This window comes from Paenibacillus sp. MMO-58 (assembly GCF_037146255.1).
Taxonomy (GTDB): Bacteria; Bacillota; Bacilli; order Paenibacillales; family Paenibacillaceae; genus Pristimantibacillus.
In genome coordinates, this window is the sequence record NZ_JBBCVY010000001.1 from 404,785 (window position 1) to 430,848 (window position 26,064).

The window sequence follows — 26,064 nt, forward strand, 5'->3', positions numbered from 1 at the left end:
TTGGTCCTCCAAAACAGAAAAGTTTGCTTATAGGATATTCACCTATTCCAGGGAAGGTGTACGGTTGCCTATACCAAACCCTGGGTATTGGCATACATTAAGGCAGATTCAATTACTTTTCTGATAAAGGAGTAATTTCAAATGACGAAATCTAATCGGACATTTGTCCCGGGTGGCTTTCAACCAGGGGGGGTCCCTCCAGGCGGGTTTCCTCCTGGCGGATTTCCTCAGCCGTGGGGCTGGCAGCCGCCGCGTCCTCCATGGTGGGGCTGGGGACCACCGCCACGTCCACCGTGGTGGGGCTGGGGACCACCGCCGCGTCCGCCATGGGGCGGACCGGGATTTGGATCGGGACCAGGATTTGGGCCAGGACCAGGATTTGGACCGGGAGGTCCTGGCGGCCCAGGCGGCCCAGGCGGCCCAGGTGGTCCGCCTCCGGGAGGACCGCGGGTTAGCAGAAGGTAACTGAATAAAAATTTATCATTATAGATTTAATGTAATTTCCATAATTAAGGCGATTGTTGCTTCCGTAAGGGAGTAAACACTCGTCTTTTTATTTATTTGCTTCCGTTACTATTATTTCAGCAACATCCTAATAATTTGAAAATAGTTATAGAACTTTAGTATCCGCTATGATATTTTAATAGATGTGATTTTAGTAGGTAAGAATAACCAAATAGGGAGCGGGAATCATGAAAAAAGTAACAAGTCTTTTGCTGGCGATGCTGCTTGCATTTGGAGCATTGTTCGCAGGAGCGGCAAGCGCGGCAACCCCGGAAACAACGGCTGCGACTGACACCAGCCCGAGCTTCGCTGATGTGTCCGGCCACTGGGCGAAATCGGCAATCGACCGTTGGAGCTCAAGAGGGGTCATTAACGGGGTAACCTCACAGAAATTTGAACCGGAGCGTGCTATTACGCGCGGAGAATGGGCAGCATTAATTAATCGTCTTTTTCAATACCGTCAAGCAGCGGAGATTCATTTCAAGGATGTAGTTGCTGCTGATTGGTTCGCTAATGATGTAGCCATTGCATATGAGACTGGCTACATGAAAGGTTATACGGACGGTACATTCCGCCCCGGTGCCAATATTTCACGAGAGGAAGCAGCGTTAACAATAGCAAAACTGCTTTCACTTCCGGCAGCTGCTGCGAATGCATCTTTCCATGATGCAGGCAAGATCTCGGGCTGGGCGTTGCAGGGAGTTGCTTCCGCTGCGCAAGCAGGTATTATCACAGGATACACGGATGGAGAGTTCAAGCCGGCCAAGCAAGTTACACGCGCTGAAGCGGCTAGCATCCTCGACCGTGCTTTTAATACATACGGTGTCTGGACGGAAGCGGGAGTAAATGGTCCTGCCGAAGGCGTGCAGAAACAATCTGGCAGCGTTATCGTAAATTCGGCCGGCACTACGCTCCAAAACATGGATATTGCCGGTGATCTGATTATTGGCAAAAATGTAGGCAATGGCGATGTTTATTTGAAAAACGTTACGGTTCATGGAAAAACCTTCGTGTATGGCGGAGGCGAGAACAGCATTCACCTTGAAGATTCCGTGATTCTTACCGTAATCGTTAATAAAGCAGAGGGTACGGTGCGTATTGTCGCGCAAGGTAAAACGACCGTTCAGGAAATCACCGTTCAAACGGGCGCCAAATTGGAAGCAGCGGAAGGCGTGGATATTAGTAAAGTAACCCTTTCGAATCAATTGCCGAATAACTCCCGCGTTGTATTGACCGGACATTTTAATACCGTCAATGTTGAAGCGGAAAGCATTATTGTTCAGATTCCAAAAGGATCTATTGATCAAATGGTTGTGGCGGATTCGGCTGTCGGAACCAGCGTGCAAGCAGACAAGGATGCGACCATTGTGAATGCGGTACTAAACGCAGCTGTCAAAATGCTCGGCGAAGGTACGGTTGAGAAAGCGGTTGTCAACTCAACGGGTGTATCCATGGAAAAGGCTCCGAAAAAAATGGAGACAGGCAGTGACGTCCCCTCTGATGTCAAAGTAAACGTTGGCGGAAAAGAGCAGCCTGCAGGTACGGATAGTCAAGGCAGCATTGGCGGCGGTGAGCTTAGTGGAGGTAACTCTGGAGGCGGGAGCACAGGAGGCGGCAATACTGGCGGTGGCGGCACAGGAGGCGGCAATACCGGTGGAAACACGGGTGGCGGCAATACCGGTGGCGGAGATACAGGCGGCAGCAATCCTGGAAACATTTATTTTGAGATAGATCTTGCCAAGGATCGAGTCATCAGCGGCGAACCCGTAACTGTGACAAGTACTCGCGACGGGATAGCTTACTTCACGGATGAATATTTTGAAAATATCGAAATGCTGAATGCTTTGGTTGATGCCGGTAAAGCCAAGAAAATGGAAGTGAAAAAGGATGTTCCGGCGAACTTTGATACTAGCGATTTAACCTTCAACAACTGGATGTACGTGGTTGTCATTGATTCAGAGGGTAAGTCTTCCTATCATCGAATGGTTACAATCTTGGATAAGGCCGGAACTCCGCTCGCTTCGTTGGGCGGCGGTGCCGAGACCAACTTTGAGTGGGAGAAGTTCAGAATTGAGTACAACCGTGATGTTAAGCTGGTTGAAGGTAAAGATCTCCGCGCGGCCATAACAATAGCCACAAAAGACAGTAACGGTGAATTTCTGCCGCTGAGTGCGGGAGATGCCGTGGAAATTAACGGAAACGAAATTCTGTATACGCCAGAGAAAAAGTTTAAGCTGCGAGAGGTACGGTTTAAAATTGCGGCAGGAACTTTAGAAACCTTGAATGGCGATGATCAGAACGATGAAACGATATCGTATCAGCATGATTCCTATATGCTGATTTATGTAGATGGAGAAAGAAAAAGCAGCATGACAATCCCGGTAGGAACGGTTATCCATTTTAAGGTAACTCACGGCGGGACGGTTTACTTTGTTCTTGACGATACACCGGGCGGTAACTACGAATATGAGCAGGAAGTTAACAATAACTTCGGTGGCAAAGTGGTTATTCCCGATGAGGCAGCAGATCAAGAATATACATTCGATACGACCGGTTTCCAGCCAGGCGAAGATTATATGCTTATTACGGAATGGGGCTGGAGAGTTACTATTCATTTGACGGAGGCAGCAAAATAATAGAGTTTAAAAAGAACACGGCTTCTATGCATAGAAGCCGTGTTCTTTTTGTTCAAGGCGCCTGCTGCAGCGCCTCCATCGCAAAAGCAATCCATTCGCGCGTAGCGAATGACTGGTAGCTGTCGCGGCGCCAGATCATGGCCAGATGCCAGGGAATACTTGGCGAGGTCAGCGGGATAATGCGAAGCCGTTCCAGATCGAGCTCCCGGCATATCGCTTCGGGCAGCAGCGCGATTCCCAGCTTTGCGGCTACCATCTCGCTGATGAAATCCCACTGGGTGCTCTTGAAGACGACATCCGGCTGGAATCCCAGCTTCTCGCATTCGGCGATGATCCGGTCATGCAGAGTAAATTCCTCATGGAAGAATAGAAACGGCTCTTCCTTAAGCTCAATAAGCGGCACTTCACTCCGGCTGGCGAGCTTATGCGAAGGAGGGACAACCAGCATCAGGTCCTGCCGCAGAAAGCAGAAGGATTCGAACTTCTCTTCATTCGTCGGCAGCAGAATAACCCCGATATCGAGCGCGCCAGAGCCTACATCGGCCTCGACCTTTTTAGCACCGTGCTCAAACAGCTGCATCGTAATTTTGGGATACTTCTCGCGAAACTTTCCGATGATACGGGGGAAAAAGGTGACCCCAACCATAGGCGGCAGGCCTATTCGTATATGCCCGACCTTAAGCTCCATCAGCTCGGACAGCCGCGAATTCATATTGCCGAACGATTGGACCATTTGCTGGGCTTGCTCGAGCAGAATCGAACCGGCATCGGTTATCACGATTTTTTTGCCGACCCGTTCGAATAGGACAACTCCTAGCTCTTCTTCGAGATTTTTGATCATTTTACTGATGGTTGGCTGGGTAATATAAAGGGATTGTGCGGCTTTCGTGAAGCTTTGGAAGCGGGCGGCTTCCACAAAGTATTGCAAGTGTCTTATATCCAAGCGCAAGCTTCTCCTTATCCATAGATAATTGGAATGAAAACCATTCTGTAAATGTATTTTACCTATGAAAAAGGCTGCTGTACACTTCCATTAAAGGGAGTTGGCCGCTATGCGTTACGCAGTTAAATTAATGATTCAAGTTTTATTCTTTATTGTATTCTCATGGCTGATGAACCACCTGGTTGAATGGCTTCATTTGCCTGTTCCCGGCAGCATTTTGGGTATGCTAATCCTGTTTATCCTGCTGCAGGCGAAGATTATTCCTCGCACATTCGTGGAGTCCGGCTCCGATTGGCTTATTGCGACTATGCTGCTCTTTTTTATTCCGCCCGCGGTTGGCATTATTGGCTACAAGCAGCTTATTATGAGCGAAGGCGTTCAAATCGCGCTTGTTATTACCTTGGGCACCGTGATCGTTATGTTGTGCAGCGGACTGGTGGCGCAGCGGGTAGCTAAACGCAAGGAGGAATCGCGCATATGATTATGTCGGCCGTAAGCCTGCTGATTACCGTTCTTGTATATATATTGTCTCAAAAAATTTACCGTTATAAACCGATGATGGTCTTATCTCCGCTAATTGTGACGCCCGTAGTGCTGATTGTGCTGCTGGCGGTAACGAGAACCAGTTATGCCGACTATAACGCAGGCGCGCATTGGCTGTCGGATATGCTGGGTCCGGCAACGATCGCTTTCGCTATTCCGTTGTCCAGACATTTTGATCTCATCAAAAAGCATGCTGCGCAGATCATAATCAGCGTATTAACCGGCTCGGCTGCCGCCGTTGCTTCGTCATTATGGCTGGCACAAGGCCTTGGTCTTAATGACAAAATTATTTACAGCCTTATTCCGCATTCCGCAACAACGCCGATTGCCATGAATGTGTCTCAATCCATTGGCGGCATTCCTACAATTACGGCCGTTGCCGTCATGATAACCGGGATTTTCGGCTCTTTGGTAGGGCCGCCTATTATCCGTTTGTTCCGAATCCGCAACGAGGTTGCGCGCGGCGTTCTGCTTGGAACAAGCGCGCATGGGGCAGGGACTTCCAAAGCGTTTGAGCTTGGCAGCATATCGGGCACCGTATCCAGCGTGTCGATGATTTTGACGGCTATTATTACGTTATTTCTAACACCGCTCCTGTTGGGACATTAAAGCAACATTAGAGAGGAATACTCATCATGCAAACCTTATCGAAGCGGCAGACCGTATTACTCATCACTTTCCTGGTGCTGGTGTGGGGAATCAACTGGCCGCTATCCAAATACGCGCTGCATTACATGCCGCCCATCTTGTTCTCGGGGGTCAGAACGTTACTTGGGGGCGTGCTTCTCCTTGCTGCCGCGGTTCCGAGGTACCGCCGGTTCCAATTACGGCAGACCTGGCCGATCTATCTCTTGTCTGCAGTCGTTAACGTAGTGCTGTATTACGGGCTTCAGACGATTGGCATTCAGTATTTGCCTGCCGGTTTGTTCTCGGCGATTGTTTTTCTTCAACCTGTACTAGTCGGGCTATTCTCATGGTTGTGGCTTGGCGAGTTGATGAACGGGTTAAAAGTAATCGGCTTGGTTCTGGGCTTTGCCGGCGTAGGGGTTATATCGAGCGGCGCGAGTGGCGCTTCCGGGCATATTTCCGTGGCGGGTATTTTGCTAGCGCTTGGCTCGGCGTTAAGCTGGGCACTGGGTACGATCTATGTGAAGAAGTCGAGCGGCAAGGTCGATAATATTTGGCTCGTTACGATGCAGCTCATAATCGGCGGACTGTTTATGACCGGGCTTGGTTCCGTCACCGAAAGCTGGTCGGAGGTGGAGTGGAGCGGCCGATTTATTCTCAGCCTGTTATTCATCTCCATTTTTGTTATCGCGCTTGGCTGGCTTGTCTTTTATAAGCTGATGGATTCGGGAGAGGCGAGCAAGGTCGCGTCCTTTACCTTCCTGATTCCGCTCGTTGCTATCCTGATCGGAACAATGTTCCTGCATGAGCCGTTTACCTATTCGCTGTTAGCCGGACTTGCGTTGGTGCTTGGCAGCATCTATCTGGTAAATCGGCCGCGGCGCCGCAACGCTGTTCTTTCCTAATTAAAAAACCGCCTGAGGCGGTTTTTTTTGTTAGTTTGTCCGAATAAACGGATGATCGTGAATATCGAGGGTTTCATAAGCTTTGCCGACCATATCTCTGTCCTTGTCGAATAGATGGGACGCTTTATCGAAAATGCCGCTTGATTTGGCTACATGGTTTAGCTGCTCGACCATAAACTCCGAGTTGCAAAGCACAAGCACCTTTTTACTATAGGCGGTAAGCTCCTGCTGGAATTGTACGGCTCTTTCCGCCACTTCGGGGGAATAAACGACTGGCTCACCGTCGGAGGTCACCATGCCGCGATGATCCACCAGCACGTCAAGCTCGTCTTTTCCGTATGCGGAGCAAATGCCAAGCACGATATTGGACATGTATTCTACGTCCTGCTTGCCCGATGCCAAGCCGTTTACCTGGAACGATAACAGCTTTTTATCCGGATCCAGCGTGTAATGCACCCGGTCTTTGAAAGGAACGATGAAGTCTTTCGGCTGATAGGCTTGCTTGAGAGAGAAGCGCTCGCCAGAGAATAGATAGGCAACGCCGATTTGCAGGGCAGAGGCAATCTTCTCGATATTGATAATGCTGACATTCCGTTCCCCGCGCTCAACGCCGCTTATGTAACTCCGGTCAAGACCGGCACGATAGGCTAAATGCTCCTGTGACATTCCGCTCCGGGCGCGCAGCTCTTTGATTCTTTGTCCAAATTCGATGCGAATATCCACGTTAGACCGCCCCCAGAATCTAGTATTCTCCTTTGAGATTATCTGCAATGTGACTTAAAGTCAACAGACGGATGGACGTAATGGCGATATGATAGATTCAGTTCATTGTCGTAGGAGGATTCTATGCCATTTATCCAATTACGGGATATTCCGGTTAATTATCAGATATATAATGCAGAATACGCATCGGAAACGATTGTTTTGATACATGGATTGGGACTTAACCAGGAAATATGGGAGCCTATTCTTCCCTTTATGAAGGAGCATTACCGAATTGTTCTGCTGGATTTGCGAGGACATGGCCTGACGGAGAGAGGCGATGTTCCCGTAAGCTGGGAGTTGTTTACCGAAGATTTGCTTATGCTGCTAACCAAGCTCGAGCTTGGTCCGGTTCACCTGCTTGGACATGGCTTTGGCGCAAGCCTAGCCGTAAAGTTCAGCCTGGAATATGCGGAGCTGGTGAAAAGCCTTGTTCTGTTGTCGACGCCCGCCTTCTTGCCAAGAAAAACGGTAGCGTCCATCATCTACGGCCGCAAGCAGCTCATAAACAAAGGATCCATGCTGAATCTTGCGGAAAGCTTGGTTAGCGGAATCTTTAAGCTGACGGAGGAAAATGCATTATACCGTAAAATCATAGCGGGCTATATGGCCGTGTCTCCGGAGACTTATTTCGATACATTCGAATTGTTTGCGGAATCGCCGGTTAACGAGGATTTCGCCCTATTGGCCCATCCTACGCTGACGCTAATCGGCTCAGAGGATTCGATCTCCCTGACATCCAATGCGCTGTCCTCACAGCTGCTTATGCATTCGTCCGTCGTTGTGGTTCCGGGCGCAACCAATACGTTATTCATAGATCAGCCGCAATTTACGTTTGAACGAATTCACGAGTTTATTACGGATCCATCGCAAGTGATAACGGATTACGCCTCCTTCGAATGTCATGTCGCGAAATACGTCATGCAGTATTTCAACGATGCATTTGACCAGGTGCTGAACAAAAAGGCGGTACAGGCTTAAGGCCTGTATCGCCTTTTTTGGTTTATAATAGAACATAATCTCTCATAGGATTGGTGGGAATCATGGATACGAAGAATACGATTTCGAATATTCCGCTATTGCGCCACGCCGTTATTCCTGTAGAGTAAAACAACTTATTCAGTAAGTATTTGACAAATCTATGCGTTCTGTTGTAAAAATGTAATAACAAAATTATATACCAGCTTGCGATGATGAAGAGAGTACGCATAACGATTACTCCAGAGAGCTGATGGATGGTGCGAATCAGTGTAGGGATTATGCCGAATTGGGCTTCTGAGCATCCAAACCGAAAAAGATTTTTGAGTAGGCTTTGGCGAAAGTCTCGTCGTTACAAGAGACGCGTATTCCGGCATCCAGCATGCGTCGATACGTCAAAGCGAGTCCGATTTGCGCGAATCGGGCTAATGAAGGTGGTACCACGGGGTTTCTCGTCCTTTTCCAAGGATGAGAGCCCCTTTTTTATTTCTATGTTGAAGAAGGGAGCAAACACATGAGCACGGTATTAACGGGCATCAAGCCAACAGGAAAAGTGCATATCGGCAATTACATCGCAGCTATTAAGCCAGCCCTGGAAATTGCGAAAAATCAGGACCGCACGGCTTTGTATTTTATCGCGGATTATCATGGTCTAACGTTTATTCAAAATCGGGATGAGTTTAACGACTTGTCTTACGGGATTGCGGCAACCTGGCTGGCTTTGGGGCTTGATCCGGAGAAGGTTGTATTTTACCGCCAATCGGATGTGCCGGAGATTTTCGAGCTTAGCTGGATTCTGGCCTGCATGGCACCCAAGGGTCTGATGAATCGTGCTCATGCTTATAAGGCGATCGTGGATAAGAACGAGCAGCTCGGCGTGGACACCGATACCGGCGTTAACATGGGCTTGTTTACTTACCCGATCCTGATGGCGGCGGATATTTTGCTTTTTCAGACGGATCAAGTTCCGGTCGGCAAAGATCAGATCCAGCATGTCGAGATTGCAAGGGATTTGGCGGAAGCTTTTAACCGCAGCTACGGTGAGACCTTTAAGCTGCCTAATTATATCGTGGATGAGCAAACGGCCGTAATACCGGGACTGGATGGACGGAAAATGAGCAAAAGCTACAACAATACGATTCCGCTATTTGAGTCAGCCGACAGCTTGAAGAAGCTGATTGGCAGAATCAAGACCGATTCTACCCCGCCGCACGAGCCGAAAGACCCGAACACCTCGAATATTTATCTGCTTTTTAAAGAGTTTGCTTCGGATGAGCAGATGAAAGGATTACGAGAAAAATTCCAAAGCGGCATCAGCTGGGGGGAAGCGAAGCAGGAGCTTTATCAGGTTATGAATGCTTTCCTGGAGGAGCCGCGGGAGAGGTACAATCAGTACATGGCTGACAAGGACCAAATTGATGATATTTTGAGAGAAGGCGCAAGGAAAGCGAGGGCTATAGCCCAACCTTTGCTGGAGCAGGTGAAATACAAGTTGGGGAGATACAGGTAATAGATCGGAGGATTAAGATGGGTCATCTAATGGCAAACCTCAGATGAGACATCCACTACCTTTACGGTGAACGGAGAACCTTTTCCGGCGTTTGGATTCCAGGTTGATGACATGGATGTGCTGTGTAAGAAAGTAACGGACGGTGGTGTTAGGGGGCACGGCGATTGGCTGGCTGAGCCTGTTGAGGAAGGTAGAAGATTTCTTGAAAATTTATGATTTGGACGGTAATTTAATCGTTGCGCATACAGCCTAAAAATTGAAGGGAAAGAAGAAAACTCTACTTCCTCCTGATGAGGTAGTAGAGTTTTTTTCCTATTTAAATTCGATTGTAGGATTTCAAAGTGATAAGGCTCTTCAGAGTCTTATAAGCCCGCCATTCCAATCTTGCCATTTCACTTGGCGGTTCCCATTGGATTTTCCATCCACCGTCTTGTGCTTGCTCGGATTCTAGTACGTTTAAGTGGGCATCAATAACCGCATCCGAAAAAATCCTTCTGCAATACGAATCGGAAGCAGGAGCAAAATCTAGAGGAGTAAGTCCGTAAGATTGAGGCGGAGCTTCCAAACAGAAGTAATTCGCCTTAAATAGTTCATCAGAGAGCTTGGCAAATAGTTTGTTTACTTCAACGGTTTGAGGGAGGCTTTCAAGCAGACAGAATGCGGTAATAATCGTATGAGAATCCTCATAATGCGAAGAAGAGATATCGTTCAAGCATATTCCGACAGCTTGCTCCAGCCATGGATTATGAATACCTTGCCAATTCAACAAGCCAACTAAACCAGTTAGCCGGCTAAAAGAGGGTTGATCGGATGATGGATAATTCCAATGCGCGGCACGCGGATAATTGCTCGAAGAGGCGGTTATAGTTGGGATCCCTGCTTGTAAATCCGCATTATTCTCAACATATTTACATAACTGACCCGCTAGCTCCGGTTCTTTAATATTAGCTTCATAAAGAGTTCTTAGACCAAACTCGATAAAGAGAGGCTGACTTTCCGGTGCCCGTACATCGGGTTCCAGTGCATGTCCAAACCCGCCGTCTTCATTCTGATAGGCTTTTAGTGCATCCACTACACGATTCGCGGAACCATTCAAAAAGAATAATTCAAATAGTCTTCTTTCTAGCAATCGGCCATTTTTCCAGATAAAAGCTGCAGCGTTCTCAAAATTCATGCTCCACCTCACAGAATTGTTTGTTTTCTGATAGATCAAACGCTTCAATCATTTAACCCTTTGCCTTCAAGAATTTGCTGATAGTATTTTTCAATTCTGGCTTCGCGCGTTTTGGATTGCTTGGCGGCGGAGAAATGAAGCAGGTAGGCTCTTTGCCGGCCTGGCGTTAAAGCTTCGAACGCTTCTTTAAAAGCAGGGTGTTCCCTGAGTTTAACCTGGAGTTCTTCGGGAACCGAATACTCGTCATTCTTTTTATAAGTAATTTCCTGGCCGGACTTCTCTATTTCAATGGCCACAAGGATATAAGCCTTCAGGATATCTTCCATTTCTATAATTTGCTCGACATTCGTGAAGCGGATTTGGCGCGCAGCCTGCACGTTTTCCGTCTGTTGAATGAGAATGCCGTTAGGGTCCTTGAGCAGAGCGCCTTTCTGACACAGAATGGCACAGTACTCTTTAAAGCCGTGGATGATTATTTATATAACCATCAACTTTGCGGTTTAAAGTACTGTTTGTCATTAGAAAAACCTCTCATTACGATTAATACAACCGATTCTTATAACCGTCCTCAAGCCGGGCGGCAATGACCTCGGGAGTTGATCCATCCAGGTTGGCGTGCTCGGAAATGATTTTGGCAGGGGAGGGCAGCTGCTCTTTGTCGAGCCACGTTTCGGGCTTCCATAGCTGTGAGCGCAGGAACGCTTTAGCGCAGTGCATATAGCATTCTTCGGCCTCTACAACGATACCGATTTGAGGTGCGCGGTCTTTTACGGAAAGCGGCTTTAAAAGCTTCTCCTCTTTCGTTATGTAAGCACGGCCGTTTATTCTTAAAGTTTCTCCAAGTCCCGGGATAAAAAACTGCATGCCGATATGCGGATTCGATAAAATGTTGCGCAAGGTGTCTATTCTTTTATTGCCCGGACGTTCTGGGATTATTAGATGCTTATCGTCCAAAACATGAACAAATCCGGGCGCGTCGCCTCTTGGGGATACATCGCAATTCCCGTGGGAATCCGCAGTCGATACAACAAGAAAAGGAGATTTGGAAATGTAGTTGCGGCAGTTAGAATCGATGACGGAAATAACCTTATGCTCTACAAGCTCACTCGGATAGCCGATTAACGATCGAAGCTCTGCTTCGGAAGTTATCAACTGGCTTTGATCTATTCCTGTCAAAACGCAATCACCCTCTCAAGGAGATTCCATTATTTTACCATAGGTTAGAAGGGGTTACGAGGTACAGGAAAACAAATTCGCTCCTTTTTATGAAGTGCTAAAAAGGTCTGATCCATTGCCGAACATAACAAACATGTACATCTATATTAATGTTTTCGAGGATGATGAGAAAAGGGATCCTGAGGGTTTCATTGCCCATTTCTTACGGGAAATGACGTTTTACTTGGCTTTGACGACTCAAAAGCTTACGAATAGCCGATTTGCCCCTTACTTTCGAAAATTCTCATCTTCTCAACTAATTAAATTGAACCAATATTAATAGAAGGGACTGACCGAAAGCTTTGTGGCTTACGGGTCAGTCCCTTTCTTCTGCAGCTTAACGATATGAAATTGCGCAACTAGAGCGGCGGCTCTTACTTGTAATTCGCAACGTCCGACTTACGCGTTTTCCTGCAGCCGGCTCCGGTATTCCCTTGGCGTGCAGCCAAAGCGCTGGCGGAACACGGTGTTGAAGTAGCTTAAGCTGTTGAAGCCAACGTCGAGTGCTACTTCCATGATCTTGGCATCGGATTGCCGCAGTCGGCTGGCAGCCTGTTGGACGCGGTAGCTATTCATATATTCGATTGGGCTTTTTGTTGTAATCCGTTTGAAGAAACGGCAGAAATACGACTCGCTCATTCTAGCCAGCTCGGCGAGCTTCTGCAGAGGAATAGGCTCGGCATAATTTTGTTCGATATATTCGATAACGGTCTTCAGCCGCTCAATCCGGAAGCCTTCCTGCTCGGGCTTTACCCGTACGGACGGTTTACCCAGGCTGACCAGCTTGGCCACTATGTTAAACAGCAATCCTTTTATCGTAAGCTCCGAAGCGGCTTGTTCGTTACGGTGAGCCTCAAATAACTGGTCGAGCATCGCAAGAAGCTCCATGCTTGGGCCAGGCTCCCGGCGCAAATGGGCTGGTACTTCATATCTTCTCTCCAGAACGGGAGAAATATAACGGTCGAACAAATAATCGATGGATCCGCTGCTGAACAAGCTGGAGTGGAACACAACAGCGTCGAATGAGCAAGGTTTGTCTCCAACAACGTATCCGGAATGAAGCTCACCGGAATTAACGAAGATCGCTTCACCTGCTTGCAGTTCATAATCCTGCAGATCTACCCGGAATACGGCTGTTCCTTCCGTTACTAGCAGCAGTTCAAGCTCGTCATGCCAATGCAAATCCAGTAGTGGGGCATCAGACGGGCAGGTGATTTCGTATAGGCTGACCGGATAGATCGGGCTACCATGCTTGCGAGCTTCTTTTAGCAAAGATTTATCCATAAATAAAACTCCTAAGGAAAAATAGCCAATGTCAAAATCGTGATAATAATGAGCAATATTTAGGCAGAGTTAAAGAGAATAAGACAATATTATTATAACATAACCGCTTACAAGGTTCGAGAAGCTACTGAGTAGGCTAGAAACAACCTAGAAATCCTTGCAAGGCAAGACTTTTAGACGATCCAATAAGCAAACGCTTAAGAAGCTATAATTGCTTCGCAAATATTAAGCAAATGCTTACGAAGTTTGAATTGCTTCACAATTCATTAAGCGAATGCTTACGAAGCTATAATTGCTTCGCAATTATTTAAGCAAATGCTTACGAAGTATGAATTGCTTCACAATTCATTTTAGGAGGAACCCAAACATGAAATTTACCGATGGTTATTGGCAAATTCGCGAAGGCGTTCATATGCAACACCCGGTTGACGTTCGCGAACTGAAGGAAAAGAACGGCAAGTTGACAGCTTACATGGCTACAAAGCCTGTTGTTATCAAAGGCGATACGCTGAACGGCACGATGCTTACAGCCGAGATCAGCTCTCCAATCCCTGATGTCATTAAAGTTCGCTGGGTTCACCATGCCGGCGTAAAACAAGTTGGCCCTGAATTCGAAACTTTTGTTGACGCAAATCATAGCGTATCCGTCGAGCATGACGAGCAATACACAACCCTGACAAGCGGCGGCCTGCAGGCACGTATCCGCAAATCGCCGACTTGGGGACTGGAATTCATCCAGAACGGCCGTAAGGTGACTGGCACAGCGCAAAAGGCTGCGGCTTACGTCCAAGAACAAGACAAAGCGTTCTTCCGCGAAATGCTGGATCTTGGCGTCGGCGAGCAAGTATACGGTCTTGGCGAGCGCTTCACTCCGTTCATCAAGAACGGCCAGGTTGTTGACTCCTGGAACGAAGACGGCGGCACAAGCTCCGAGCAAGCGTACAAAAACGTACCATTCTACTTGTCGAGCGCTGGTTATGGCGTATTCGTCAACCATCCGGAACGCGTATCGTTCGAGATTGGTTCCGAGGTTGTATCGAAGGTTGGCTTCAGCGTGCCGGGCGAGCATCTGGAATACTTCATCGTAGGCGGCAAAACGCTCAAGGATGTACTAGACAACTACACGAAGCTGACCGGCAAACCGGCATTGCCTCCGGCATGGTCGTTTGGCCTGTGGCTGACAACGTCCTTTACAACGGACTATGATGAAGCAACGGTTAACAGCTTTATCGAAGGAATGGCTGAGCGCAATATTCCGCTTCATGTCTTCCACTTCGACTGCTTCTGGATGAAAGAATACGAATGGTGCAACTTCGAATGGGATGCGGACATGTTCCCGGATCCGGAAGGCATGCTTCGCCGCCTGAAAGAACGCGGTCTTCGCATTTGCGTATGGATCAACTCTTACATCGGCCAAAAATCGCCTCTCTTCCAGGAAGGCATGGAAAACGGCTACCTCGTTCGCAAGCCGGACGGCAGCGTATGGCAATGGGATAAATGGCAAGCGGGCATGGGTCTTGTCGACTTCACGAACCCGGATGCGGTGAAATGGTACAAAGGCCATCTGAAACGTCTAATGGACATGGGCGTCGACTGCTTCAAAACGGACTTCGGCGAGCGCATCCCTACGGATGTCGTTTACTTCGACGGTTCCGATCCGCAAAAAATGCACAATTACTATACACAGCTGTACAACAAAGCGGTATTCGAAGTATTGGAAGAAAACCGCGGCAAAAACGAAGCCATGCTGTTCGCTCGTTCAGCTACGGCGGGCGGCCAGCAGTACCCGGTACATTGGGGCGGCGACTGCTCGGCGAACTATGATTCGATGGCGGAATCGCTCCGCGGCGGCTTGTCGCTTGGCCTGTCCGGCTTTGGCTTCTGGAGCCATGATATCAGCGGCTTCGAACGGACAGCTCCGCCTGACATCTACAAGCGTTGGGTTGCCTTCGGCATGCTTAGCTCGCATAGCCGTCTTCACGGCAACGAATCGTACCGCGTGCCTTGGCTGTTTGACGAAGAGTCCGTTGACGTCCTTCGTTACTTCACGGAGCTTAAGAGCAGCCTGATGCCTTATCTGTTCAACCATGCGGTTGAAGCAACCGAAACAGGCGTACCGATGATGCGTGCGATGGTTCTCGAATTCCCTGAAGATCCAACGACTCATTACTTGGACCGTCAGTATATGCTGGGCGAAAGCCTGCTTGTTGCTCCAATCTTTAATACCGAAGGTACAGCGAAATATTACGTACCGGCGGGCAAATGGACCAGCCTGATCGACGGCACGACGGTTGAAGGCGGCAAATGGGTAGAAGAGCAGCACGGCTACAGCTCGATTCCGTTGCTTGTTCGTCCTAATACGCTTCTTGCTATCGGCAGCAACAACCAAAAGCCGGATTACGATTATGCGGATAACGTAACGCTGCACCTGTTCGAGCTGGAAGACGGCGCAACGGCAAAAGCGGTTATCCATGATCTGAACGGTCAGCCGCAAGCAACGGCTACGGCGGTTCGCACAGGCAGCACAATTGAGATCAGCTACGAGGGCACAGGCAAGCCATGGCAAGTCGTACTGCGCGGTATTGCGCAGGCAGCGGCTGTTGAAGGCGCTGAATCGCAGCAAACATCCGAAGGCTTGAAGCTTGTTCCAGCCTCTGCTAAGAAGATCATTGTAAAACTGTAATTTGTAAAACGATCGGCGACCGGCCGCTTGCTCGCAAAAGAGCAAGCGGCTGTTTGCCCATTCGTACGTAACAGAGATACGCGGCAGCAATAGAAAAAGCCCGGAAAGGGAGTTTCAATCCCCTTTCCGGGCTGACAAATATCTATTTGCCGAAGCGGAACCAGCTCAGCTTCGTTTCGCCTTCGCCTTGAACAACCAGATACACTTGGTGCATGCCGGCTGCTTGCACAATCGATCCGGTGACTGTCTGCCAAGCAGAGCCTGCTTGCAGCGTCATACTGCCAACGAGCGGACCTTCCGGAGCATCCAGGCGGATCTCCAGGGCTGCGCCTTTCGCAGACAAGGCTCTGGCCTCGAAGAAGCAGATTTCTTCGCCGATCAGGACGTCATCGTATCGGAGCCAAGCTGCGGACGACGTTGTTGCTGCGCTGTCGCCGCCTTCGGTGTTGTCGCTAATGATGATATTGGAATAATCGTCATAATTCACGGCACCGGTAACTTGGGACAAATCGCGAGGCGGAATCGTCTCGCCGGCAACGGTTAAGGTTCCCTCCAGGCGAATATCGCCGGAGGATGCGCCAACGAGGAACGCATAGCTGCCTTGCTCGACGCACATTTTGCTTCTGGTCACATCCCAGAAGGCAAGAGCGGAACGGTCCAGCACAAAGCTTACTTCCCTTGATTCGCCGGCAGAAAGCGCAATGCGTTCGAACGATTGGAGCTGTCTGAGCGGACGTTTCACCCGGGATTCCAAGGCTCTTGTGTACAGCTGAACCACTTCTTCGCCGTCTACTTCGCTAGTATTCGTAATGCGGAAGCTAACGGTAATCGTATCTTCAGACTGCTCAAGCGCGAGAGCATCGTACTGGAAGCGGCTATAGGATACACCGTGTCCGAATGGATACAATGGCTTCCCGGCAAAATACTGGTAAGTGCGTTCGCTTTTGATAATATCGTAATCCATAAATTCGCCAAGCTGGTCAGCCGACTCATACCAGGTCATGTTGACGCGTCCAGCCGGGTTGTAATCGCCGAATAGGACGTCTGCAAGCGCATGGCCAAGCTCTTGACCGGCATGCGACAGATAGACGATCGCAGGTATGTTCTCCTGTACCCAAGGCATGGCGAACGGATAGCTGCCGACAACAACAACAACAGTATTGGGATTAACGGCGTAGACTTCGCGAATGAGCTTTTCTTGATAAGCGGCAAGCGTCAGGTCAGGGCGGTCAATCGTCTCTTTCCCGTTAATGAGCGGGTGGTTGCCGACAACAACAACCGCAACTTCGTTGTTACGCGCTGCAGCAATCGCTTCCTGCAGGCCGTCGGTTTCTTTTTCAATCGCGAAAGGCTCGGCAATAATCGCATCGCCATCTTGGACTTCCAAAGCTCCGGTCTCCGCATTTACGGTTACTGGACGATTGTTCCAAGTCGTAAAGGTAACGATGTTCTCGTCATGCTGCGGGCGAACGTGGAATACTTCCTTGGTGAACCATTCCCAAATATGCTCGGAAGATGCGGTGATTTTCTCGTCGTCGGTTGTCAGGTAGAGCTTGTTGTTCTCCGCGATGAGCGTATGGCTGTCCCAGCCCCAGTCGGTTGTTTCGAACAGATCGGCAGAATCGGCGCCCTGGGAGCTTGCGGACAGCGAGTTTTTCTCGTCGCTGCCAAGCGTGACGTACTTGCCGTTCTTCAACGATTTAAGCTTCACGCGATTGCTGCCCGTTGCAAGGGTTACCTCTTGATGGGCACCGTTCATTTTCTTCCGAATGCCTTCGAACGGCGAAATGGAGTAAGGCATAAGACCGCTGTACCAGTCGCGGTATACGATGCCGGCCAGCGGACCGATAACGGCAGCTTTGCTCAGCTTTTCCGCGGATAGCGGCAGGATACCGTCGTTTTTGAGCAGCACGATGCTTTTGCGTACGGCATCAAGGGCAAGCTCGGCATGCTCCGGCTTCATGATCACCGATTCGTCGATTGCCGCATAAGGGTTGCGGTCTGCCGGATCAAATTCGCCAAGACGGAAGCGGACGCGGAATGTGTTGCGCAGCGCGATGTCGAGATCATTTTCCGTCAGCATTCCTTCCGCTAGCGCATCGCGGATCGCCTGCTTCGAGATCGGATGGTCGTCGGTGATGCTGTCTACGCCGGCTTTGATCGTCAGAGCTACCGCTTCCTTGTACGTATCGACGTAATGATGGTCATTGACGGTGCCAAGCACGTCGCCGGCGTCGCTTACGACAAAACCGTTCATGCCCCAATCCCGTTTGACGATGTTGTTCACATCCGGATTGATGTTGGCGGGAACGCCGTTCACCGAATTGTAGGCGGTCATCATCGACAGGGCTCCGCCTTCCTTGAACGGAATTTCGAACGCTTTCAGGTAGTATTCGTTTTTGTTGCGAGGGTCCAGGCTGACAGAGCATTCTCCGCGATTAATCTCGTTATTGTTGCCGATAAAATGCTTGAGCGATGCGACCGCTTTCACGTAAAACGGATGGTCGCCCTGAATGCCTTGCGTCAGCGCAGCGGACAGCTTGCCAGTCAGATGCGGGTCTTCGCCGTAAGCTTCTTCGGTACGGCCCCAGCGCGGATCGCGCTCCAAATCGACGGTTGGCGCCCATAACGTTAGACCGTTATGCGTCGGATTCTGAGAATAGAAGCCGCGTGCTTCGTCGCCGATGACGCTTCCAATCTTGCGGAGCAGGTCTTTGTCCCAGGTACAAGCGAGGCCAATCGGCTGAGGGAAAGTGGTTGCTTCGCCCAGCCATGCCATGCCATGCGCCGCTTCGGTGCCATGCTTGTAAGCTTTAACGCCGAGATGAGTAATCTCGTCCTGGTACTGGCACATCAGATTGATTTTTTCTTCTAGGGTAAATCGGTTAACCAAATCATTAACGCGCTGCTCGAGCGGCAGATCGGGGTTTTGAAATGGAAAGTTCTGCTTGGAATGTTGGGTCACGACAAAAGTCAGCTCCTTTAATTGTAAGGGGTTTCAAAAATTCTAACATGCCGGCGCAACCGTTCATACCCGACAAATTGGAGATAAAATCCCTGTACAATTAGCGGTAGAACCCCTAGAATGTAAACGCAATCAAATTTTTACGTAATGGTGACAGGGGGCTTGCAAGATGTTTCAGATGTTCTCGCACCTGCTTAACAACGTGAAGCTGAGAACAAAGCTCATCTTATCCTGTATCGTAGTCGCATTCATCCCAATTCTGATCGTGGGCGTGTTTCTGACAAACGAGCTGCGCAATATGGCGCTGGATAACGCGATGGAGCAGACGCATACAAACGTGCAGCGCGTCAAAGCAAGAACGACTGAGCTGATGAATGTCGCTTACGACAGCGCTTACCGTCTGGAGAACAGCCGGCTGGAGGCTGTGACGAACCGGAAATACGAATCGACCTACGAGGTTGTTAAAGCATACCGGGAATATACCGATTTCAACGAGATCCGGCAGCAGCATGACGAAGTGGCGAATATCCGGTTTTATATGGAGAATCCAACGATGCTGAACAACTGGGATTTCATCCAGCCGGACAATTCGATTAAGGAAACAGTCTGGTATACGAATGCATTAAGACCCGGCAGCGGAGTGAATTGGTATTATCTCGAGGATGAGCGGGATCAGCGGAATTATTTAAGTCTCGTGCACGGAATAAGCTTTTCGAGCAACCATACAAGCGGCGTTCTGGTCATTACGCTAAATATGCAGGCACTGAACAGCATCCTGAATCAGGAATCCTTCGAGACGATGATTGTAGACGACAATAACCGGATTGTTGCAGCAAACCGGATGGGCCGGGCGGGGAAAACGCTGCAGGAAATTGACTACGAGCAAAGTATCGTGGAGGAGAAAAGCGGAATGTACTCCGCGAATATAGACGGTCAGGCCTCGCGTGTCCTGATTGAGCCTTTGATACCCGAAGCCAGCAGTAATACGCTTCGCATCATTTCCGTATTTTCGGTTGATACGATTGTAGCGGATGCCAATCGGATTAACTCCCTTGCCTTAACGGTTATTTCAATCAGCTTGATAATTGCTATTTTCCTGATTATAGGCGTATCCACGATTATTACGAAGCGGATGCTCCGCTTGAGCAAGCATATTACGAAGGTTGCGACCGGCAAGCTGGACATCGTGATGGAGATTGACGGCAGGGATGAGATTGGACAGCTGTCCAGGCAATTTAATTCCATGGTGTCGAGCATTAATAGCCTCGTCGAGGAAGTCCAGGAATCCAACAAGATGAAAAGCCTGCTTGAAGCCAAGCAGAACGAAATCAAACTTAAGATGATGGCCAGCCAGATTAATCCGCATTTCCTGTTTAACGCGCTGGAATCGATCCGGATGAAAGCCCATTTGAAAGGGGAAAAGGAGATCTCGCAGGTTGTCCGCCTGCTTGGCAAGTTAATGAGGCGCAGCATCGAGGTCAGCCAGCGGCTTACGCCGCTTGCCGATGAGATCGATATTGTCCGCAGCTATTTGGACATTCAGAAATTCAGGTATGAGGACCGGTTATCCTACGAGCTTCATGTGGATCCGGTTGTGGAAAGAGTGTCGATTCCTCCTCTTATTATTCAGCCGCTTGTCGAGAATGCGGTTATTCACGGCTTCGAGAACAAGATGGAGGGCGGCATGGTAACGGTTCGGGCAGTAAGGGAAGGTGATTACGTCCGGGTTGAAGTCATCGATAACGGTGCGGGGATGTCCCGCGAGAAAATAGATAGGCTTACCCAGCATTTGAACGAAACAGAGGATGCAGAAAACAACCGGATTGGTCTGCGCAATGTCCATTTACGCCTGCAGCTGACGTACGGACCGGAGCACGGGCTTCAATACGAGAGTGAACCGGGTATAGGGACGAAGGTCTCCTTCACCTTACCTTTTGGGGAGGATTTATATGTATAAAGTATTGCTTGTAGACGATGAACCGATGATCCGGGAAGGTCTCCGGACTTTGCTGGAATGGGAGAGCCTCGGTTATGAGGTGGTGGACACCGCAGCCAACGGCAAGGATGCCCTGCAGAAATGCGAACAGCATGAGCTGGATCTCATTATCGTGGATATTCGGATGCCGGAGATGAACGGGCTTGAGCTGATCCGAACGATCCGAGAAAACGGCGGCACGATGCATGTATTGATTCTGAGCGGTTACGCGGATTTCGAATATGCCAAGCAGGCTATTGTCCAGCGAATCGATGGATATTTGTTGAAGCCCGTTGACGAGGACGAGTTGATGGAATACCTGCAATCCCTGAAGAAAGAACTGGATCTCGAGTATGAGACCCGCCAGAAACGCTTGGACGAACGCCAAGGCATTGCGGAGGATGACTTGAAGCGTCTGCTTGTTGAAGGAAGCATAGGCTCAAGCCTGTCTCAGCTGTCCGCCTCTCCGGATTGGAAGGAGTTCGAATTGCTGCTCATTAAGACGCATGAACGGAATGAAGAGGAGACGGCCGGACATGCCCAGATTAAACGCAGGTTATCCGAGCGGCTGGAGCAGTCCGGCACGGGCCTGGCTATCGCTATGGAGCCGTATTTGCTGATCCTGCTGAATAAAGGTCTGGACAATGAGCGTTTCCGCCAGGAAATGTATGCGATGATTGCCGATGCCTGCGAAGGATTGGCTTCGGATTTTACCGTCGTGTCGGGAGGCAAGGCGGCGTGCAACGCGGATATTCCGGCTGTCTATAAAAAGGCGCTTGAACGGATGAAAAACAGGTTCTTCCTGGAAAGCGGGCAGATTATCGCGGAGGATCCGCATTTGCCGGGAGGCAGTGGGGATGCCAAGCCGGACTTGACCGGAACGGCGGAGAAGCTTTACCTGGCGCTCGAGATTGTAAACAGGGAGGCAATCCGGCAGCAGATCGAGGAATCCGCGGATGCGATGAAAGCGATAGGATTTGGCGAAGCCGAGATGAAGGCGGCATTTGTTGAGCTTGTGTCGGCCGTCCTCGATAAACTCGCGTCCAAGCGGCCGGAGCTTCCGGTACGCGATTACCGGCAGCGCATACCGGAGCTGTTCCGTGAATACCGGATTAGTTCGCTGACCAGACTTGTTACGGCGATCATCGATCAGATTGCCGACGCTCTAGACAACTCGTCTGCGGACAAGCAGATCAAGCGCATGATCGACCTGATTCACCGGAATTACAAGGAGAACCTGAAAATGGAGACGCTTGCCGAATTGTTTAACTATAACAGCGCTTATCTCGGTAAGCTGTTCAAGCAGGTAACAGGAGAAAACTTCAACACGTATCTGGATAAAGTACGGATGGAACAAGCGAAAATATTACTTGAGCAAGGACTTAAGGTGTATCAGGTTGCGGAGATGGTCGGCTATGCGAACGTCGATTATTTCCACAGCAAATTCCGCAAGTACGTAGGCTCTTCGCCGTCTGTTTTCCGAAAGAAAGAATCCTAAAAGGAACGCGTGGTTTTCTCTCTCATGGAGAAAACCATGCGTTTTTTTCATGCAGTGAATCCGCTTACACTAATTTTTATATGATTTTATGCCAAATCCTTTGGGTACCGAGATCTGCCATGTATCCGTTATCATGAATGCATAAGGCAGGAGGGATACCGATGAAAGCGGTCACAACTAGCGTTCCGCAGCAGACGCGTAAAAAAAGAGAGAGAAACTTTTGGAAAACAGCTATCCGTAACAGATACTTATACATGATGTCGCTGCCTTTCATAATCTGGGTGTTTGTATTTAGTTATTATCCGCTCTGGGGCTGGACAATGGCCTTCCAGAAATTTAAGCCGGCCAAATCGTTCTGGGAGCAGGACTGGGTAGGCTTCGATCAATTCAAAACGCTGTTCCAGGATGATACGTTCTATCTTGTTATGAGAAATACGCTGGCGATGAGCTTTATGGGAATTATCGCAGGCTTTGCGGTACCGATCATCTTCGCGGTTCTGCTTAATGAAGTCCGCAGCATGGCCTTCAAACGGTTTGCCCAAACCGTATCGTATCTGCCTCACTTTGTATCCTGGGTTGTCGTTGCGGGTATCGTATCCAAGATGCTCTCGGCCGACCACGGTACTATAAACGAAATTCTGATGTGGCTTGGAATTATCGATACGCCGATTCAGTTCCTGGCGAAGCCGCATTACTTCTGGGGCATTGTAACGGTCTCCGATGTATGGAAAGAGATGGGTTGGAACACCATTATTTATCTGGCGGCCATTGCAGGCATCAGCCAAGAGATGTATGAGGCAGCAAGAGTAGACGGAGCCAACCGTATTCGCCAGATTTGGCACATTACGCTGCCGGGCATTCGCTCGACGATTGTTATCCTGCTCATTATGTCGATCGGTCACTTGATCCAGATCGGCTTCGAGAAACAGTTCCTGCTCGGGAACAATCTTGTTCGCGACTATTCTCAAGTCCTTGATTTGTATGCGCTTGAATACGGCTTGCAGATGAGCCGTTACTCGTTTGGTACAGCGGTAAATATTTTCAACTCGGTTGTTAGTATTATTCTTCTGTTTATGGCAAACGGGCTGTTTAAGAAAATTACGAAAGAAAGCATCATGTAAGGAGGAGGGTGAGCCATGACATCAAAAAGACTGCTGGGCGGCGCGCCTCTGTCAGACCGGCTTCTGAGTGTGTTCGTATACGTATTCGTCATCTTCGTAATGATCATCACTTTGTATCCGTTCCTGAACGTGCTTGCTCTTTCATTTAACGATTCCGTAGATAGCGTAAGGGGCGGGATTACGATCTTCCCGCGTGACTTTACTACTGAAAACTATAAAGTAATCTTCTCCTTCGGCGGCTTGATTACCGGCTTCAAAATCTCCGTATTGCGTACGGTAGCCGGTACAGTCGTAGGTTTGATCAGTGCTTCGATGCTCGCGTTTACGCTGAGCCGGCCGGACTTTCAGGGACGCAAGTTCGTATCCGTCTTCCTGGCGCTGACCATGTATGTATCGGGCGGTTTGATTCCGGTCTACTTCCTGATCCGCGACTTGCACATGATGGGAACGTTCTGGGTCTACATCCTTCCCGGTCTCGTAAGTGCGTTTAACGTATTCGTCATCCGCTCCTTTATGGATGGCATTCCATATGCGCTTCAAGAGTCGGCCAAGCTCGACGGCGCGAATGACTTTACGATCTATTGGCGCATTATTCTTCCGATGGCAAAACCGGCGCTCGCAACAATCGCTCTGTTCCTTGCCGTTGGTCAATGGAATTCCTGGTTTGATACTTATCTCTACAATGGCTCCAAAGAATCGCTGACTACGCTGCAGTTCGAGTTGATGAAGGTACTGCAAAGTACAACTTCCGGCAATAACGTGGATATTCATAACTCGAATATGACGCAAATGATGTCGTCGGTTTCCCCGGAATCCGTAAAAATGGCGATTACGATCGTCGTAACCGTACCAATCCTGGTTGTTTATCCTTTCTTGCAGAGATACTTCGTCAAAGGTATGACATTAGGCGCCGTAAAAGGCTGATCTGATGATTAGAAGCGGTATTCTTGGGGAAACCCGTTAATACGATATGGTTCTCATAAATATATAGGAGGGTTATTACATGAATCAAATCAGCAAATGGTCAAGCCTGGCATTGTCTACTACGTTAGTTGCCGGTTTGCTGGCGGGCTGTGGCAGCAATAACAATGATGAAAAAAATAGCGGCAGCAGCGCGAATACTGGCGGCAATGCAACAAACGCGGAGTCGGCTGCTCCGGAAGATACTTCACCGCTTACATTGACGTATTACAGCGAAGATCCATCGCCTAACTGGGCGAACATGCAAGACGAAATCGGCAAAACCCTTACAGAGAAAACAGGCATTACCCTTGATGCGGAATTCGCGGTAGGCGATGCGGTTCAAAAGTCGTCCCTGATTGCGGCAAGCGGCGAATACCCGGACCTAATCAGCGCAAAGACAAGCATCAGCAAATTTGTTGACGCCGGCGCTGTACTTGATTTGACTGATCTGATTGATAAATACGCTCCTCACTTGAAAAAACTGTTTGAAGGAAACATGAATCGCCTTCGTTACAGCGATGATGACCATTCGATCTATGTCATTCCTTCCTATAATGGTATCGGACAGCAGTACTTCAACGCTGGCGGCGGCTTCGAGCTGCAGCACCGTGTTGTTAAAGAGCTGGGCTACCCGCAAATCCGTACGGTAGCGGATTACGAGAAAGCAATCAAGGACTATCTGGCTCTTCATCCGAAAGACGAGAACGGCAACCCGAATATCGGTCTGACTCTGAATGCTGACGACTGGCATATGTACATTTCGGTAACGAACCCTGCTTTCCTCGCAACAGGCGGTTCCGATGACGGCGAGTTCAACATCGATGTGGATACACAAAAAGTAACGTATCACTTCCGTCGTCCGGAAGAGAAAGAATATTTCAAATGGCTTAACCATATGAACGCTGAAGGCTTGCTGGATCCGGAAAGCTTCGTTCAAAAATACGATCAATACAAAGCGAAAATCGCTTCCGGCCGCGTTCTTGGCTTGATTGACCAAGACTGGGATTATGGCGATGGCGAGAAAGCTCTGAAAGCAGCAGGCAAATTCGATCAAGGCTACGGCCACTATCCAGTTACGATGTCCGCAGATGTGAAAGAAGCATCGTTCTGGCCAACCGGCTTTATGGCTGGCAGCGGCGTAGCGATCTCCAAGGACAATCCGGATCCGGTTCGTACGATCAAATTCCTTGACTATCTGGCTTCCGATGAAGGTCAAGTGCTTGTAAACTGGGGTATTGAAGGCAAGCAATACAATGTTGTTGACGGCAAACGCGTTATTCCTGAAGATGTAAATAACCGTAAAATCAACGACGCCGTTAACTTCACGAAAGAAACGGGTATCGGCCTTTACAACCTGCTCAGCGGTCACTACGGCGACGGCGTGAAAGATCCAAGCGGCAACTACTACACAACAAGCTTCCCGGAGCAAATCGTAGCAGGCTTTAACGATGTAGAGAAAGAAACGCTTAAAGCTTACGGTGCAACGACTTGGAAAGATCTGTTCCCTAAAGAGGAAGAGTTCAAAGTTAAGCCTTGGGGCGCAGCATGGAATATTCCGGTTCCTGGCGACAGCGAAGCCGTAGTTATCGAGAAGAAACTTACGGACATCACTTGGAAACGTATTCCAGAAGCGATCTTGGCTAAACCGGAAGACTTTGATAAAATTTGGGATGCCTACCAACAAGAGCTGGTAAAAGCTAATGTTGAAAAAGCAGAAAAAATCCGCGAAGATCTGGTTAAAGCTCGCGTGAAGCTGTGGAACGAATAATAAGCAATTG

At 49.1% G+C, this 26,064-nt stretch carries 18 protein-coding genes, 1 pseudogene and 1 other annotated feature; of the genes and pseudogenes, 12 read left to right on the forward strand and 7 right to left on the reverse strand.

Annotated features, from left to right (window positions below; translation table 11 throughout):
* The first annotated feature begins 692 nt into the window (after positions 1–692).
* Positions 693–3,140, forward strand: coding sequence for an S-layer homology domain-containing protein (locus WFJ73_RS01710; RefSeq protein ID WP_336771302.1), 2,448 nt, complete (start codon positions 693–695; stop codon positions 3,138–3,140).
* Positions 3,141–3,192: 52 nt separating this feature from the next.
* Here the strand turns inward: WFJ73_RS01710 and cidR are convergent, their stop codons facing one another.
* Complete coding sequence (gene cidR / locus WFJ73_RS01715; protein WP_336771304.1) at positions 3,193–4,083, reverse strand: cidABC operon transcriptional activator CidR; 891 nt, start codon at positions 4,081–4,083, stop codon at positions 3,193–3,195.
* 109 nt (positions 4,084–4,192) lie between these two features.
* Here cidR and WFJ73_RS01720 point away from each other — a divergent pair, with 109 nt between their 5' ends.
* Genes WFJ73_RS01720 through WFJ73_RS01730 form a run of 3 tightly spaced genes read left to right on the forward strand, consistent with a single transcriptional unit; the run spans position 4,193 to position 6,158 of the window.
* Positions 4,193–4,564 carry a CidA/LrgA family protein gene (locus WFJ73_RS01720; RefSeq protein ID WP_336771306.1) on the forward strand — a complete coding sequence of 124 codons (372 nt, stop codon included), beginning with the start codon at positions 4,193–4,195 and terminating at the stop codon, positions 4,562–4,564.
* Positions 4,561–5,235, forward strand: a complete 675-nt coding sequence (locus WFJ73_RS01725; protein WP_336771308.1) for an LrgB family protein — start codon at positions 4,561–4,563, stop codon at positions 5,233–5,235. The genes WFJ73_RS01720 and WFJ73_RS01725 overlap by 4 nt, the downstream gene beginning before the upstream one ends.
* 26 nt (positions 5,236–5,261) lie before the next feature.
* Positions 5,262–6,158 (forward strand): DMT family transporter, encoded by an 897-nt coding sequence (locus WFJ73_RS01730; protein WP_336771310.1) that lies wholly within the window; start codon positions 5,262–5,264, stop codon positions 6,156–6,158.
* A gap of 30 nt (positions 6,159–6,188) precedes the next feature.
* On the opposite strand, the gene WFJ73_RS01735 is transcribed toward WFJ73_RS01730, so the two are convergent.
* Positions 6,189–6,881, reverse strand: coding sequence for a helix-turn-helix domain-containing protein (locus WFJ73_RS01735; protein ID WP_336771312.1), 693 nt, complete (start codon positions 6,879–6,881; stop codon positions 6,189–6,191).
* A 123-nt stretch (positions 6,882–7,004) separates the two neighbouring features.
* Here WFJ73_RS01735 and WFJ73_RS01740 point away from each other — a divergent pair, with 123 nt between their 5' ends.
* Together WFJ73_RS01740 and WFJ73_RS01745 are read left to right on the forward strand one after the other, a co-directional pair.
* Entirely contained in the window at positions 7,005–7,901 is an 897-nt protein-coding gene (locus tag WFJ73_RS01740) for an alpha/beta fold hydrolase (RefSeq protein WP_336771313.1), read from the forward strand.
* 200 nt (positions 7,902–8,101) lie between these two features.
* Positions 8,102–8,361, forward strand: a binding site (T-box leader).
* Positions 8,362–8,412: 51 nt separating this feature from the next.
* Positions 8,413–9,408, forward strand: a complete 996-nt coding sequence (locus WFJ73_RS01745; protein ID WP_336771314.1) for a tryptophan--tRNA ligase — start codon at positions 8,413–8,415, stop codon at positions 9,406–9,408.
* A 316-nt stretch (positions 9,409–9,724) separates the two neighbouring features.
* On the opposite strand, the gene WFJ73_RS01750 is transcribed toward WFJ73_RS01745, so the two are convergent.
* The 4 genes and pseudogenes from WFJ73_RS01750 to WFJ73_RS01765 all read right to left on the reverse strand — a co-directional run bounded on the left by WFJ73_RS01750 (position 9,725) and on the right by WFJ73_RS01765 (position 13,081).
* The gene (locus WFJ73_RS01750) at positions 9,725–10,582 is read right to left on the reverse strand and encodes a hypothetical protein (RefSeq protein WP_336771316.1); all 858 of its coding nucleotides are present in this window, start codon (positions 10,580–10,582) and stop codon (positions 9,725–9,727) included.
* A gap of 44 nt (positions 10,583–10,626) precedes the next feature.
* A pseudogene (locus tag WFJ73_RS01755) lies at positions 10,627–11,058 on the reverse strand (YdeI/OmpD-associated family protein); the annotation flags it as partial.
* 64 nt (positions 11,059–11,122) lie between these two features.
* Positions 11,123–11,749: a pyridoxamine 5'-phosphate oxidase family protein gene (locus WFJ73_RS01760; protein WP_336772114.1), complete on the reverse strand. Its 627-nt coding sequence runs from the start codon at positions 11,747–11,749 to the stop codon at positions 11,123–11,125.
* A 447-nt stretch (positions 11,750–12,196) separates the two neighbouring features.
* Complete coding sequence (locus tag WFJ73_RS01765) at positions 12,197–13,081, reverse strand: AraC family transcriptional regulator (RefSeq protein WP_336771318.1); 885 nt, start codon at positions 13,079–13,081, stop codon at positions 12,197–12,199.
* A gap of 367 nt (positions 13,082–13,448) precedes the next feature.
* Here WFJ73_RS01765 and yicI point away from each other — a divergent pair, with 367 nt between their 5' ends.
* Entirely contained in the window at positions 13,449–15,764 is a 2,316-nt protein-coding gene (gene yicI / locus WFJ73_RS01770) for an alpha-xylosidase (RefSeq protein ID WP_336771320.1), read from the forward strand.
* A 142-nt stretch (positions 15,765–15,906) separates the two neighbouring features.
* Here yicI and WFJ73_RS01775 read toward each other — a convergent pair whose 3' ends face one another.
* Entirely contained in the window at positions 15,907–18,618 is a 2,712-nt protein-coding gene (locus WFJ73_RS01775; RefSeq protein WP_442955922.1) for a glycoside hydrolase family 3 C-terminal domain-containing protein, read from the reverse strand.
* A 280-nt stretch (positions 18,619–18,898) separates the two neighbouring features.
* Between WFJ73_RS01775 and WFJ73_RS01780 the strand changes: the two genes are divergently transcribed.
* From WFJ73_RS01780 to WFJ73_RS01800, 5 genes are all read left to right on the forward strand, one after another.
* Positions 18,899–20,686 (forward strand): sensor histidine kinase, encoded by a 1,788-nt coding sequence (locus tag WFJ73_RS01780; protein WP_336771324.1) that lies wholly within the window; start codon positions 18,899–18,901, stop codon positions 20,684–20,686.
* Positions 20,679–22,202, forward strand: a complete 1,524-nt coding sequence (locus WFJ73_RS01785) for a response regulator transcription factor (RefSeq protein WP_336771326.1) — start codon at positions 20,679–20,681, stop codon at positions 22,200–22,202. Before WFJ73_RS01780 ends, WFJ73_RS01785 begins: the two co-directional genes overlap by 8 nt.
* Before the next feature lie 161 nt (positions 22,203–22,363).
* Positions 22,364–23,323 carry an ABC transporter permease gene (locus WFJ73_RS01790; protein WP_336771328.1) on the forward strand — a complete coding sequence of 320 codons (960 nt, stop codon included), beginning with the start codon at positions 22,364–22,366 and terminating at the stop codon, positions 23,321–23,323.
* 15 nt (positions 23,324–23,338) lie between these two features.
* Positions 23,339–24,247, forward strand: coding sequence for a carbohydrate ABC transporter permease (locus WFJ73_RS01795; protein ID WP_336771330.1), 909 nt, complete (start codon positions 23,339–23,341; stop codon positions 24,245–24,247).
* 79 nt (positions 24,248–24,326) lie between these two features.
* Complete coding sequence (locus tag WFJ73_RS01800) at positions 24,327–26,054, forward strand: ABC transporter substrate-binding protein (protein WP_336771332.1); 1,728 nt, start codon at positions 24,327–24,329, stop codon at positions 26,052–26,054.
* The last annotated feature ends 10 nt before the right edge of the window (positions 26,055–26,064 follow it).